Origin of the sequence: Sorangium sp. So ce302, from assembly GCF_051530145.1 — a bacterium.
GTDB classification, from domain to species: domain Bacteria; phylum Myxococcota_A; class Polyangia; order Polyangiales; family Polyangiaceae; genus Sorangium; species Sorangium cellulosum_B.
The window spans coordinates 12,992,544-13,006,187 of record NZ_CP150326.1 but is presented as its reverse complement, the minus strand read 5'-3'; the positions used below and the strand labels follow the sequence as shown (position 1 = coordinate 13,006,187).

Below are 13,644 nucleotides of genomic sequence, written 5' to 3'. Positions count from 1 at the left end.
GAAGACGCCGGCGCTGGCGACATGAAGAAGTGGCTGAGACGAACGTCGGACCATCGATGGCCGACGCGGGGAGCCTCCTCGATGTAGACGACGATTCCGCAGAGACCGCCTACTTCATCGAGGAGGTCAATCCAGTTCGTTGATGTCAATGAACCAGGGAGCGCCTCCGGCATGATGTTCCCCGCTTGGTCCCAGACGCCGCCCGACGCGGCGCCTGGCCGTTCGTTCAAGCCGACCGGGAACCCAGGCGATGTACATCTCTCTGGATCGCATCGATGTGGTGCTCGAATCGAAGGACGGCCGAGAGCGCGTGGTTCAGACCGATCACCGATCGGCAGCCCAAATAGCGGCGCGCTGAAACGACCGCATCGACGCCGGAGCTGTCTCTCGATCGAATGCGGCGCCGACGGCTTCTCGCTGCGAGGCAGGCGGCGCGCCCCGGCTGGTCCTCGATGCAGGCCAGGGCGCGCCGTCGTCGGCTCACCGAGCGAGCGCTGTCTTGTCGAGGTGCCCGAAGTCCCAGGCCACGGAGGAGCCAGGACCGTAGTCGACCCTCACCGGCTCCTGCGCGCCGAGGCGGTCGAAGGCGGCGCGCGGGAGCAGGAATTGAACGGTGTGGAGATCGCCGTTCGGATGGCGAGCCGCGGTGCTTCGCTCGGCGCCGACGGTGAGCACCAGGTTGGTGGCGCGGAGGTCGAAGAACTCGGCGCTGGTGAGCGTGAGCTCGACGGCGTCGGACCCGCTGCGCCTCACGCTCTGGATGGCATTGCCCGCCGTGATCCGCCGCTGCTCGGGGAGGGTCGCGCCGGCGGCGCGCGCACGGGCGCTGGGCGGCGCCGCGCTCGACGTGACGGAGGCGAGCTGCCCCGAAGCCGCCAGGGCCTCGGTGGTGGCACGGGTGGCGCGGATGTTCGCCAGGTACAGGCTGTTTCCGTTGAGCGGGGTGGTGAAGGTCAGACGAACCCCGCGCACCGACGCGAGCGTGGCGCCGCTGAACGAGGACAGCGGAATGCGCGCGGTCGGCAGCGTGGTGCCGGCGCGCGGCGGTGGACCGAGCTCCAGGAACTCATCGATGGCGACGGCGCTCGACCGGGTATCGTCGGCGTTCACGAGCTCCACAAGGAACGATGCCTCGGTCGGGTCGGAGCCCCAGCCGCGGTCGGCGCGAAGATCGAGGGTGTCGTACCCCGTGAGATCGAAGCCCGTGCCGGCGGCGGACCAGTTCGACTGGAAGAACGTCGCGCTGCCCGCGGCCACGTCGTGGATCCAGGCGCCCGAGAGCGAAGGGTCGTGCCCGCTCAGGGCCGTGTGCTCCACCGAGAGGGTGCCGCCGGTGGTGTTCGGCAGGCCGTACGAGCTCGTGCCGGTCGGATTGATGAAATCCTCGAGCAGCAGGCTGTCGGCGGCGTCTCCGCCCGGATGGTAGCCGCGGCGGACGCGGTACGGGACGTCCGGAAAGGGGAAGGCGGGGTCGAACAGGGCGTTCGCGGCCTCGTCGCGATCCGCGCCCACGTTGGCGGTGAAGAACTGAACGGCCGCCAGGCGACCCGTCTCGCGCTGCGCCGGCGAGCCGTACTCCAGCGGATCGAAGAGCTCCTCATGGTCGATGCAGCCCTGGATCCCGCCGCTGTTCCCGTCCGCGATCTGCCACTCGCTGTTGTAGTAATTGTGATTGGCGCCCCACACATGATAGAAGGACTTGGAGAGGGGCTCCGGCTCGGCGATGCTCATCATGCGATCGAACGGGCGCATCCCGGGCAGATCGCTCAGGTCCCAGTCGCAGGCCGGCAGGATCACGTTCCAGGCCGTCTGGTCAGCGTTCAGGCGCTGGCCGTTCTGGCCCTGATCGGTCGGACCGATCTCGAAGATCCCGCGGATGCCCACCGGGCTGTCTATCAGCGCAGGCCAGGGGCTGCCGCTCCGGCGGTACTCGTTGTAGGCGAACCGCACGGCCTCGCCGCCGCGCGAGTGCCCCAGCAGGCCCACCTGGTCGAAATCGATGCGATCGAGCAGATCCACGCCGAGCTCCGGGGGCGTCGGCTCGGCGCCGCTGTCCCAGCGGCTCAGCCGCTCCAGGTGGCGGAGCAGCAGGCGTCCGCGCGGCCCGATGACGAACTCGTCGCTGGGCGAGCCCGATGCGGCATGGATACCCCGGTTCGTGTTGATGGACACCACGAAGTAGCCGCGCGCGGCGAGGTCCTCGGCCATGTAGTCATAGCCGCGATGGTTGGGGACGACGACGTAGTTCGCCGGGCACGTCCCCGTCGTGGCATACTGGTTGTTGTTGTCCGTACGAGGATTCACGCCCGTGCCACACGTCGGGTGGTTCCCGTGCATGAACACGAGCAGCGGATACTGCCTGCCGGCCTCGAGGCTCGCCGGGCGGTAGAAGGACGCCCAGAGCTCGGTCGCGTAGTCAGGGCTGACCATCGCGTCGATCGCGGCCGGGAGCTTGTACTCCGCGATCGCCACGCCGCTGCCCATCGGCGGCAGGTCGCTGCTGACCGACAGCACGACCGGCTCGATCCCCTGGCTCGGGATGCTGGCGCAGAACCCGAAATGGCGGCTCTCCGACGGGGGGATCGCCGCATTGCTGCCTTGAGGCGTGACCGTGATCTGACCCGTGCTCCCGCTGAACGTGCCATCCCAGGACGAGAAGATGGCGCCCGGGCCGACGTCGAGCGCGACGCTCCACGTCCCCGTCGTGGCGCTCGGGTGCTGGTTGCTCACGACGATGTGCGCGCAGTACCCCTGAGCCCACTGCGAATCCATCACGCGATCCGCGCTGATCCCGTTCGCGCCCTGCAGCGCGGCCTGCGATGTGCCGACCGGCTCCGCCGAGCCGTCGCTGCATGCCGGCAGCAGCGCCAGCGCTGCAGCGGCCATCCACGTGTTCCATCTGCTCTGGAAGCTGAAGTTGTGCATGGTTCTTACCCAAGTTGGTGATGAAGCGTCCGATCGTCGCGCCTCGTTCGGCAGGGCGACGAACCACCCCGTGCGTCACGACGATCTGCTGACACTCGAACCGATCTAGCGTCCGGATTCATGGCCTGGCAAGCGCTGGGGATGACCCGATGCGCATGCGCGATGCCGTGATTCGGCGGTGATGCCGGGGCCCACACCTGCACGACGCACGCCGCGCGCTCGTACCGGCGCGGCGTTCGGTCGCTCTCGGTGTGACGAACGCTATTGGCAAACAAAGGAGCCCTGTCAAGCTCAGCAGTGCAAAATCATTTCTCCCATCGCCGGACCGCCGATGATGGCGCATTGCATAGTCGGTTTTCGATGCCTGCGCCAGTAGGGTTCTTCCGGACTTCAGCACGGTTCCTCATGCGCCTGGCGTACCACCCACCATCGGCGACATGGCTCCACGCGCAAGGAGCGATTTCGTGGTTTAATTTCGAAAACTATCGTGTGAAGTAATGTAAAAAAGCATGAAGTTCATTGCGTCCGGGCGCATGAAGCCGCGCGGCCCCGTTCCCGCGGCGCGGGGTCAGGGCGACATGGCTGGACCGGTACCCCATGATCGCCTGTGACAGCGCGAGTTCGTCCTCGGTCAGCGGCTGCGGCAGGAGCTGCCCCGCTTGCTGAACACGAACTTGATCTCGGCCGGATGGCAGAACCCCTGATCGGGGACGTCAACTCGTGAGCCCCGGTCCGTGATCGACATCATGGCCGCCGGCTCAGGTGAGCCGTCACGCGCTCGGAGACGGGCGCGTCGCGGGCCAGAGTCGGACGAGGAGCGCGCTGGCCGCCGCCGACGAGGCGAGGGCCGTCACCGCCAGCCAGCCCCACCGGGCGAAGAGCACGCTGCCCAGCGCGGCGCCGGAGGCCATACCGACGAACATGCCGACGACGAGCACGGCATTGACGCGGCTGCGCGCGCCGGGCTCGATGCCATAAACGATGGTCTGATGCGCCACCAGCGCGGCCTGGATGCCGAGGTCGAAGGCGACGGCGCTGGCGCCGAGCAGCCACAGCCGTCCATGCGCCGACAGCATGGGTGACAGCGCCATGGCGGCGAAGGCTACGAACGAAAGGGCGGCGCCCATGCGCGTCACCCGTTCGGGCCCGCTGCGGTCGGCGATGCGGCCGGCCAGGGGCGCCGCCACCGCGCCGGCCGCCCCGGCCAGGCCGAAGGCGCCCGCCACCGCGCTGCCGAGGTGGAACGGCGCGCCGTGCAGCATCACGGCGAGCGTGGACCAGAACGCGCTGAAGCCCACCGACAGCAGCCCCTGGGCCAGCGTCGCGCGGCGCAGGGCGCCGTGGCGCTTCCACAGCTCGGCCAGGGAGCCGAGCAGCGCGGCGTAGCTCAGCTGCGTGGTCGGCTCGAAGCGCGGCAGGCTGCGCCACATCGCCGCGCCGAGCAGGGCGATGCTGGCCGCGGCGGCGACGAACACCGCGCGCCAGCCGAAATTCTCCGCCACGAAGCCGCTGATCACGCGGGACAGCAGGATGCCCAGCAAGAGGCCGGTCATCACGGTGCCGACCACCTTGCCCCGATGCGCCTCCGGAGCCAGCGTCGCGGCGGCGGGCACGATGTCCTGCGCCAAGGTCGCGGCCAGGCCGGTGACCAGGCTGGCGACCAGCAGCGTGCCGATCGCGTGCGCGGCGCCGCCGAGCAGGAGCGCCGCCGCCAGCAGGGCAGCCTTGGCCAGGATGATGCGCCGCCGGTCGTAGCGGTCGCCGAGCGGCGCGAGCAGCAGGATGCCCAGCGCATAGCCCAGCTGCGTGAGCGTGGGCACGAGGCCGAGCGCGCGGTCGGAGGCGCCGATCTCGGCCCCCAGCACGCCGAGCATGGGCTGGCTGTAGTAGATCGAGGCGACGGCCAGGCCCGCGCCGGTGGCCAGCAGCAGCACCAGGGCGGCGGGCAGGGGCGGCGCGGACGCGGCGGGCAGCGGCTGGGTGGCGGGGGGTGTATGCGTCAACGGAATGGCGTGCATGGTACACCGAGGTTGGGAAGCATCGCTCCAGCGCTGTAGTGGCATGGAGCGCACGATGGTTATACCTTCGGCGTATGACCAGGCCGGCACCTCCTTCGCCCTCGTCGCTGGACGACATCGGCTTGCTGCACACCTTCGTGAAGATCGTCGAGGCCGGCAGCCTGTCGGCGGCGGCCACCCTGCTGGGGACGACGCAGCCCACCGTGAGCCGGCGCTTGCAGGCGCTGGAGCGCTCGCTGGGCCTGCCGTTGCTGCAGCGCTCCACGCACACGATGAAGCTGACCGAGGACGGCGAACGGTGCTTCGAGCGCGCCAAGGCGCTGCTGGCCAGCCTGGAGGCGTTCGCGTCGGACATGCGAGGCGACCGCGACCAGCCCGACGGGACGCTCCGCGTGGTCGTGCCGCACGCGTTCGGCCAGCACCAGCTGGTCAAGCCGCTGGCCGACTACCTGCGCCGCTACCCGCGCGTCTCGGTCGAGTGGCTGCTGCACGACAGGCAGCCGAACTTCATCGCCGACGGCATCGACTGCGCGATCCTGGTCGGCGCGGTCGCCGATCCGGCCGTGGTGGCGATCCGCCTGACCGAGGTGCCGCGCATCGTGGCCGCCGCGCCCTCGGTGCTGGGCCGGGCCGCGCGGCCGGCTCATCCATCGGACCTGGCCGACATGCCCTGGCTGGCCTTGCGCACCTACTACCGCGACACGATCACGCTGACCCACGCGTCGGGCGGCGAGCGGGTCGAGCTCGCGATCCGCCCGCGCATGAGCACCGACAGCCTGTATGCCCTGCGCAGCGCCGCGCTGATGGGGCTGGGCGTCTGCGTGGCCTCGTCCTGGCTGTTGACTGACGACCTGGCGCAGCGGCGGCTGCTGCACCTCGCGCCGTCGTGGCAGGCGGATCCGCTGCCGGTCCACCTGGTGTATCCTCATGCCCGCTTCTATCCGGCCCGGCTGCGTCGCTTCATCGAGGTGATGCGGGAGTCCGTGCCGGCGGTGGTCGACGGCGCGGCGGCGCGGCGCGGCTGATCGATCGGTGCGTGCCCAGGCCCGAGCGTCGAGCAGGCTGCCCTCGCGCGTCGATCAGTCGCGGGTCTCTGCACGCGGCGACCTTGGAGCGACGGGTTGGCCATGGCCTCCGAGCAAAAGTCACCACCGGTGTATTCACCTGACACCGCCGAACAAGCCGATGAAACTGACCCGAACGAAGTAGAAGACACGCGGGAAGCCGGAGATAGGCCATGCGCCACGCTCGATCGCGACGCTCGGCCGACGAGCACGGATGCGATCTTGCCGTGCCGCACGGGCAGAGGTAACAGGTCCACCACGTCCTCTCCTTCGTCCCCGTCGAGCCCTGTCGTCGAGACACTCCTTTATGCCCTCATTGATCTCACTCTGGAGTCGCGTTCTTGCCGCTTTCGGCATTTACACGAGCACGGGAGACGTCGCGTTCGAGGAGGACCGAGTTATCCTGCGAAATCTCCATCGTGCGAAGGCGTTTCCGCAGGAGCCGAGAGAGCCAGGCCGCAGGGAGATAGCGGCATGCGAGCGGTGCGACAGGCCGCTCCGTCAGGTGGTGTTCACGACCGCGGGTCGTGGTGCTCAGGCCGAGATCTGGCGAAAGTACCCGCTGGCTATCGATGGGTGGATGTGCCGAGGGTGCGGGTGGTCGGCGATGCCGCGGTTCCTCAGCGCCGAAGAGTCAGTCCAGTATGGGCGAGAGGCGGCAGCCCACGCGTCGAACGGGCAGTTCGACGACGCGGAGTTCTGGCTCCGGCGAATCATCGGCTCATGGCCAGGCTGCGCGCCAGGCTACGCAGAGCTGGGTCAACTCTCGTCCGCGCGCGCCGAGGCGGCTACAGGTCCGGAAGCAAAGGAACGCCATCGGTCTGAGGCCGAAACCTGGTTTCGGCGCGCGGTGCTTGCCGACCCCGACCGCAAGCTCGCAGGAGTGCGCGTTCCTCTGGCGCGGACCCTCGCTCTCAACGGCAAGGAGCGCGACGCGTTCGAGGTGCTGGACGGGCTCCTGTGCGACGCGGCGCTTCCAGCGTCGGTCCGCACCGAAGCGGAGACGCTCGCGACCGATCTCCGCGACGGAAAGGCGCTCTTCTCCCGGGCTGCCGAGATGAGTCGATGCCTCGTGCTCGAACCGCCATCAAAACCCCTGACAACGGCGGATCGAGACGCTCTGGAGCGAGCCCGGGCGCTGCTCCGGCAGGCGGTCGAGCGAAAAAGCACGTTTCCGACGCTCTGGTTTCTCGGGAAGGTCGAGATGCGATTGGGCGATATGGACGCCACGCTTGCCGCCTTTCAGCGCGCGCACGCGATCGATCCCGAGCAGCCGGACGGATGTCGCGAGCTCGGCGCCGTCTACCTGGAGCTCGATCGCGCGCACGACGCCCTGCCGGTCGCCCGACGCGCGATCGAGCTTCGGCCCGATGATGCCGGACTGCACTGCAACCTCGCCCTGATCCTCCTGCTGACAGGAGACGTCGAGGGCGCGCTCGCCAAAGCGACCTCCGCACTGTCGCTCGATCCCACCGACGCCATCACGCGTGACCTGCTGAAGCTGATCGACGACGTCGTCACGGGTCGCCGCCAGCGACCGCGCTCCCTCGCAGAAGCAGAAGGCCGAAAGCGGTGAACAGCTCATCCGTGACGCGAAAGCCCGGCGGTGATCCAGCCGCGGAGAGGATGCGGGCGGGACCAGCCGGGGTTGACACCCGTCCTCCCCGGCGACACTCGATCTGACCTACGACAACAACCCGAGTACCGCCTCACACGACCGAACCGTCAGGGAGGAATCCAGAACGTGGGTAGCTGGAGCGTCGTGGGTGTTCTAGGATGTTCCGCGCCTCCGAGAGGTTCGCTCTATGTCCAAGCTTCGCCTTGTAGCGCACGTTGGTCCCCTGCGGGGTGAGCCTGGCACTTGCCACGCCATGGGCACGCTCGGAGGCGCAGGCCACCTCATGCCACCGGCTGAAGTCGTCTTGATGGAGGTCCTCGACGACGGACCAGCGCTCCTCTACCGCTTCACACGGGACGGCGTCTTCGCTGGCGACACATGGCACGAATGCCGGGAGAACGCTGAAGACCAGCTAGCGTTCGAGGTTGGTGATGCCGTCGGCGCCTGGACTGCTGTGCCTTTGAACGTGGAGGATGCCCAGGCATACGCGGTCAACTGGGCACAGCGCACGCATCCAGAGCGCTGACCGTACACCTCTGACGCGGAGCGCTCGATCGAGGTCGTCGAGGTCCTGTTCGGGCGAACCAGCACGATGCCGCCGAACCGCCGGGCCGCAGTGAGCGTCCGCGCCGCCGTCTCCGGCGCTATCCTTCCCGCATGACGCCCCGACCCGTCTTCGTCGATCAGGCCCTGTCCGCCCGGCTCGAGGCCACCGAGGCCGCGAAAATCGAGGCGCTTGCGCGCGAGGTCGCCGCGCGGGTCCCGGCCCGGCGCGCCGCCGTCGCCTCCATCGCCGGCGGTCGCGCCGCGTTCGTCGCCCCGCACGCCCGGCTCTCGCGCGCGGTCGGCCTCGGGTTGAGCGGCCCGGTCGAGGCGCGCGACGTCGAGGCCCTCGAGGACTTCTTCGCCTCGCGAGGCACCGCCGCGCGCATCCTGGTCTCTCCCTTTGCCCACCCTTCGCTGCTCGCACGGCTCGGGGAGCGTGGCTTCCGCCTGGACTCGCTCGACACCGTGCTCGTGCGCCACCTCGCCCCCGCCGTCGACGTCCACGCGCCTGAGCCGGCCGCGCACGGCGGCGTGGTCGTGCGGCGCGCCGAGCGCGAGGAGGCCTCGGCGTGGGTCGCGGCCTCGCTCTCCGCCTTCGCCGCACCGGGTGAGCCTCCGTCCGATCGGGCCGACATCTTCGAGGCGGGCTTCCACGTGCCGGGGGCGGCGTACTTCCTGGCATCGTCAACCGCCGGCGCCGTCGCCGGCGTCGGCGCGGTCTACGTGCACGAGCGAGTCGCCCTCCTGTTCGCGGGCGGCACGCTCGCGGCCCACCGCGGCCGGGGCGTGCAGCGCGCCCTCATCGACGCCCGCCTCCCGTACGCCCGCGACGCGGGGTGCGACCTCGCCTACTCGGTGGCCGAGGCAGGGAGCACCTCGCAGCGTAACCTGGAGCGCGCGGGCCTCGTGGCCATCTACTCGCAGGCGACGCTCATCAAGTCCTTCGCCTGAGCGCCGTCTTCGGGGGTAGCCTCCCGTCAGATCCTACCGATCGCGAAGAGTGGACCGCATGCCGAAGCTTCACGAGATCCGAGCGGACTACGACGCGGAAACCATCGTCATGTACCAGGCCTACGCGCCGGCCATCGCCGAGCCGGCGCTCGCTGCCCAGCGCTTCGTCGCCCCGTTCTCGTTCGGTCGCATGACATGGATCAAGCCGTCCTTTCTCTGGCTCATGCACCGCAGCAACTGGGGGCGCAAGGCCGGGCAGGAGCGGATCCTCGCCGTCCGCATCCGGCGGACAGGCTGGGAGCAGGCGCTCTCCCTCGCCGTCCTCACCTCGCCGGAAGCGACGGTGTTTCGCTCGCCGGACGAGTGGAGCAAGGCGTTTGCCGAAGCCAAGGTCCACATTCAATGGGATACCGAGCGGAACCTGCGAGGCGGCCCGCTGCCTTGCTACAGCATCCAGGTCGGCGTCGGCCGCGATCTCATTCGCGAGTACGCAGAGAGCTGGGTCGTCGCCATCGAGGATCGAACTCCCCTGGTCCGGAAGATGTACCAGCAGATTCAGGCCGGCCACGCGGACAGCGCGGCGAAGTCGCTGCCGCGTGAGAGGCCCTACGCCGTTGACGAGAGAATTGCCAAGCGGCTGCTCATCGACCCATGACGACACACGCCGCCGAGCAAGGCAACGCAGCCGACGCGTGCTATGCCAAGCGAACCAGGCCTGCGCACGCGCCATGGATGAACTGGATCATCGAGCGAACGGGAGAGCCGGATGGATTGGCGAGCGGAGCACCAGATCTTGATCGACGCGGGTGTCACGATTGCCCCCGGTCTGACGGAACCCGAGATCGACCGAGCCGAGTCCGTCATCGGCGCCAGGTTTCCGCCTGATCTGTGCTCCTTTCTCTCGGAAGGGCTCCCGGTGGGCGAGCGCTTTCCCGACTGGCGGGAGCCAGACTCGACGGAGGTTCGTCGGCGGCTCGACTGGCCCTTCGAAGGCATCGCGTTCGACATCGAGCACAACGTGTTCTGGTTGGATGCGTGGGGCGCTCGTCCTTCAGAGCTACCAGAAGCGTTACAGATCGCTAGGACCGCGGTCGCAGAGGCGCCCCGCCTGATTCCAGTCGCGGGCCACCGCTACATTCCAGCGGAGCCGGCGCTCGCCGGAAACCCCGTCTTCTCGGTCTACCAGACCGACATCATTTACTACGGCGACGATCTCGCGACCTACCTGCGCCGCGAGTTTCGCCGACCGCCTCGCGTCGACGCCGTCAGCGGAGGAGCGCGCAGGATCCGGTTCTGGAGCGAGCTCGTCGATGCCAACGGATAGCGGGCCGCCAACGCCGGACGGCGTGACGTTCCAGCAGCGGGATGTACTGGCTGTTCATCCACGAACACGGGTCCCTCGGGCAAGCGAGCCCTGGACCTTCCGGACACCGAGAAACATGCTCGCATTTCTTCATACAGCCCACGTCCACGTCGAGACGTTCAGCCGTCTTGTCCAGGACGTAGACCACGCGATTCCGGTCCGGCATGAGGTTCAGGAGAGCCTCCTTGCGGATGCGCTTGCGGCCGGTGGGATCACGGACGGCATCCGCTCGGCCACTGCCACGGTCGTTCAGGCGCTCGCGAACGAGGGCGCGAGGGTCATCGTGTGCACCTGCTCGACCCTCGGCGGCGTCGCGGAGGCGGTCGCCGTCTCGGACTGTCTCGTGATGCGGATCGATCGCCCGATGGCCGAGCAAGCCGTCGCGAGCGGCCGCCGGATCCTCGTCGTGGCCGCGCTCCAGAGCACCTTTCAGCCCACCGGGGCGCTGCTGCGTCAGATAGCGTCCGACGCGGGTCGCTCGATCGATGTCGTCGAGGTCCTGTGCGGGCGAGCATGGCGGCTCTTCGAGAGGGGTGACTCTCCTGGTTATGCCGGCGAGATCGCCAGGACGATCGAGGCGACGGCGCTCCCGGGCGATCTCGTGCTTCTGGCTCAGGCGTCGATGGCCCCCGCGGCCGAGCTGGTCCGCCACCTCGGGATCCCCGTTCTGAGCAGCTCGAGATCAGGCGTGGAGGCTGCCGTGTCGAGGTATCGTTCGAGAACGCAACTCGATGCCACCCAGCTCCGCGGAGAGCCATGAGCGACATCTCCGTGAAGGTCTTCCAGGCCGTCGTCGCGGGCGCGGCGGCCGACGGCGTGGCGCCCGCGGAGCTGCTCGCCGCCGCCGGGGTCGATCCGGGGGACCTCGCCGATCCGGACATGCGCTTTCCGCGGGCGATCGAGGCCCGGCTCTGGAGCGAAGCCGCCCGGCTCGTCCGCGACGACAGCTTCGGCCTGCGCCTCGCGCAGAGGCTGCCGGTGGGCAGCCTCGGGGCGCTCGGGTTCGCGGTGCGGAGCAGCGCCACCCTCGGGGAAGCCTACGCGCGCGCGGCTCGCTACCTCCGCGTCGTGGCCATCGGCCCCTCCCTCGAGATCCAGATCGACGGCGATGTCGCCCGCCTCCGCCACGAGCCGCCCCGGAGCAGCCCGGCGCCCTCACGCCACGCCGTCGAGTTCTTCCTTGGCAACCTCGTCGTCCTCGCGAGGCGGGGCGCGGACCCGGCGTTCACCCCGCGCGCGGCGCGGTTTCGCCACGCCGCGCCCGCGCGCGTCGACGAGCACCGCCGCCTCTTCGGCGCCGGCCTGCGCTTCGGGGAGGCCCACGACGAGCTGGTGATCGAGCGCGCTTTCCTCGCGAGGCCCCAGGCGCACGCCGAGCCCCTGCTCTGCGAGGTGCTCGACCAGCACCTCGCCTCGCTCGCCGCCGCGCTGCCGGCCGAGGCGAGCTTCCTCGCGCGCGCGCGCGCCGCGATCGCGGCCGAGCTCGCCCACGGCGAGCCGGCGCTGCCGGCGATCGCGGCGCGACTGCGCATGAGCCCGCGCAGCCTCCAGCGGCGGCTCAAGGAGGAGGGCACATCGCTCTCGTCCGTGCTCGATCGGCTGCGCGCCGATCTCGCCGCGCGCTACCTGAGCGAGTCGCGCGACGCGATCTCGGAGATCGCGTTCCTGCTCGGGTTCTCCGAGGTGAGCACGTTCCACCGCGCCTTCAAGCGCTGGACCGGCGTGACGCCGGCCGCCTACCGCCGCGGCGCGGGGCGCCCGCCGCGAGAGCTCCCCCGCGCGGCGACGCGTCACCCGTCGAACAGCACATCGTAAACGTACGGCAGCGCGTCGTGCGCGGTGAGATCGTCGAGCGTGTACGTCGTTCCGCCGCCGTACCAGGCGCCCTCGCTCGCGGTGAGCGGGTTGAAGCTCCGGTCGTCGCCCTGGAGCGGCGGCGCGTCCGCGTGCGTCTTCTCCCATGTGTACCAATAACGATCGAGCTCGCCGTGGAGCATCCAGAACACGGGATCGACCGTCAGCTCGTTGAAATACGTCACGGTGCCGCGCACGTCCGCGTTCGCAGGATCGAGCCCGCCCGCCCACAGGTGCATCCGGACGTGGGGCATGAAGTTGAAGAGGCCATAGACATCCTTGACGGCGCCGACGAGCTCGGTGTCCGGCGCCGCCCTCTGCGCCTCGACGGCTCCGATCCAGCCGATCTCGAAGAGGGCGTTGGTCGTCTCCGCGCCCTGCTGCGAGCTGCTCGGGGGTCCGGAGAAAGCGTCGACGAGCGTCTGCACGGCCGCGCTGTCCGGCAGCTTCACCTCCAGCACCTCCAGCGCTGACAGCGCCTTTGGATAGTTCTCGACGCGGAGCTCGGGGGTGACGTCGAGCGCATCGTAGAAATCGGCAAACGTGGGCCTGGCAAGGATGCGCTCGACGTGATCGGGCGCCTGCAGCGTATCGAAGACCAGGTTCTTGCCCGGCCAGCGCGCAAAGACGATGTCGTAGCGCTCGCCCACCTCCTTGCCGTACCCGGCGTGCCCCTTGGGCAGGCCGGGCGGCACGATGGCCGTCCCGCCCCTCGGCTCGAAGCCGTGGACCCAGGGCGGCAGGTCCTGATCGTGCGCCGCGTCCCAGTACGGAATGAACAGGAGATCGGCTTCGCTCGGGTCGACGCCCTCTTCCTGGTCTCGCTGACGAAGCGCGGCCCGGAGCATCTGCTCCGCCTCGAGGAGGAAGGCGCGGTGCCACGGCAGGAGCCGGTATCCCGACGTTTCGTCCATGACCATGACGGTCATCGGCGAGGTGGCCTGGAGGTCGGCGCCGTGGTGGCGATGCCGGTGGTGGTCGTAGTGCTCGTCGTTGAAGACGTCGAAGAAGCCGTTCGCGACGGCGTACTCGTAGGCTCGCTTGAACCTGTCGATCTCTTCGCTGGTCATCGCCGACGCGCTCTTGCGGACGATCCGCTGGGCTTCCGGGCTCGCGTCGCCGGCGTCCACCGGGGTGTCGGCGCCGCAGCCGAGCGAGAGCCCGAGCCACGCCGCCGACGCCGCCGCGATGATCCCACGCACGAACGCTCGTCGATGCAACTCACGTGTCATGTCCTGCCTCCTTCGGACGGGAGCTCCGTCGTTCATGAGGCTTTTATAAAGACGCGAGCGCGCCCTCACATTG

Annotated in this window: 11 protein-coding genes; 8 read left to right on the top strand and 3 right to left on the bottom strand. The window is 69.3% G+C overall.

The features are described 5' to 3' along the window. Positions 1 to 480 precede the first annotated feature (480 nt). Both WME73_RS49240 and WME73_RS49235 read right to left on the bottom strand, forming a co-directional pair. Positions 481 to 2,925, bottom strand: a complete 2,445-nt coding sequence (locus tag WME73_RS49240) for a cellulose binding domain-containing protein (RefSeq protein ID WP_437914112.1) — start codon at positions 2,923 to 2,925, stop codon at positions 481 to 483. A 770-nt stretch (positions 2,926 to 3,695) separates the two neighbouring features. Beyond that, entirely contained in the window at positions 3,696 to 4,943 is a 1,248-nt protein-coding gene (locus WME73_RS49235; protein WP_437743209.1) for an MFS transporter, read from the bottom strand. Here WME73_RS49235 and WME73_RS49230 point away from each other — a divergent pair. From WME73_RS49230 to WME73_RS49195, 8 genes are all read left to right on the top strand, one after another. Continuing rightward, the gene (locus tag WME73_RS49230; protein ID WP_437914111.1) at positions 4,916 to 5,968 is read left to right on the top strand and encodes a LysR family transcriptional regulator; all 1,053 of its coding nucleotides are present in this window, start codon (positions 4,916 to 4,918) and stop codon (positions 5,966 to 5,968) included. The two genes, WME73_RS49235 and WME73_RS49230, sit on opposite strands and share 28 nt — an antisense overlap. Before the next feature lie 646 nt (positions 5,969 to 6,614). Then, entirely contained in the window at positions 6,615 to 7,583 is a 969-nt protein-coding gene (locus WME73_RS49225) for a tetratricopeptide repeat protein (RefSeq protein ID WP_437743207.1), read from the top strand. 349 nt (positions 7,584 to 7,932) lie between these two features. Next, on the top strand, positions 7,933 to 8,151 hold the full coding sequence (locus tag WME73_RS49220; protein ID WP_437914110.1) for a hypothetical protein: 219 nt from the start codon (positions 7,933 to 7,935) through the stop codon (positions 8,149 to 8,151). Positions 8,152 to 8,282: 131 nt separating this feature from the next. Then, positions 8,283 to 9,122: a GNAT family N-acetyltransferase gene (locus WME73_RS49215; protein ID WP_437914109.1), complete on the top strand. Its 840-nt coding sequence runs from the start codon at positions 8,283 to 8,285 to the stop codon at positions 9,120 to 9,122. 58 nt (positions 9,123 to 9,180) lie between these two features. Next, positions 9,181 to 9,777, top strand: coding sequence for a DUF4291 domain-containing protein (locus tag WME73_RS49210; RefSeq protein WP_437914108.1), 597 nt, complete (start codon positions 9,181 to 9,183; stop codon positions 9,775 to 9,777). Positions 9,778 to 9,915: 138 nt separating this feature from the next. Beyond that, positions 9,916 to 10,446: a hypothetical protein gene (locus WME73_RS49205; RefSeq protein ID WP_437743203.1), complete on the top strand. Its 531-nt coding sequence runs from the start codon at positions 9,916 to 9,918 to the stop codon at positions 10,444 to 10,446. 22 nt (positions 10,447 to 10,468) lie between these two features. Next, on the top strand, positions 10,469 to 11,245 hold the full coding sequence (locus tag WME73_RS49200) for an aspartate/glutamate racemase family protein (RefSeq protein ID WP_437914107.1): 777 nt from the start codon (positions 10,469 to 10,471) through the stop codon (positions 11,243 to 11,245). Beyond that, positions 11,242 to 12,300: an AraC family transcriptional regulator gene (locus WME73_RS49195; protein ID WP_437914106.1), complete on the top strand. Its 1,059-nt coding sequence runs from the start codon at positions 11,242 to 11,244 to the stop codon at positions 12,298 to 12,300. Before WME73_RS49200 ends, WME73_RS49195 begins: the two co-directional genes overlap by 4 nt. Here WME73_RS49195 and WME73_RS49190 read toward each other — a convergent pair. Further along, complete coding sequence (locus WME73_RS49190) at positions 12,276 to 13,571, bottom strand: tyrosinase family protein (protein ID WP_437914105.1); 1,296 nt, start codon at positions 13,569 to 13,571, stop codon at positions 12,276 to 12,278. The genes WME73_RS49195 and WME73_RS49190 overlap by 25 nt on opposite strands. Between the last annotated feature and the right edge of the window lie 73 nt (positions 13,572 to 13,644).

Coding starts and splice junctions, on each gene's coding strand:
- WME73_RS49210 (WP_437914108.1), top strand. CDS start 9,181: ATGCCGAAGCTTCACGAGATCCGAGCGGACTACGACGCGGAAACCATC.
- WME73_RS49215 (WP_437914109.1), top strand. CDS start 8,283: ATGACGCCCCGACCCGTCTTCGTCGATCAGGCCCTGTCCGCCCGGCTC.
- WME73_RS49195 (WP_437914106.1), top strand. CDS start 11,242: ATGAGCGACATCTCCGTGAAGGTCTTCCAGGCCGTCGTCGCGGGCGCG.
- WME73_RS49190 (WP_437914105.1), bottom strand. CDS start 13,571: ATGACACGTGAGTTGCATCGACGAGCGTTCGTGCGTGGGATCATCGCG.
- WME73_RS49240 (WP_437914112.1), bottom strand. CDS start 2,925: ATGCACAACTTCAGCTTCCAGAGCAGATGGAACACGTGGATGGCCGCT.
- WME73_RS49220 (WP_437914110.1), top strand. CDS start 7,933: ATGGAGGTCCTCGACGACGGACCAGCGCTCCTCTACCGCTTCACACGG.
- WME73_RS49225 (WP_437743207.1), top strand. CDS start 6,615: ATGCCGCGGTTCCTCAGCGCCGAAGAGTCAGTCCAGTATGGGCGAGAG.
- WME73_RS49235 (WP_437743209.1), bottom strand. CDS start 4,943: ATGCACGCCATTCCGTTGACGCATACACCCCCCGCCACCCAGCCGCTG.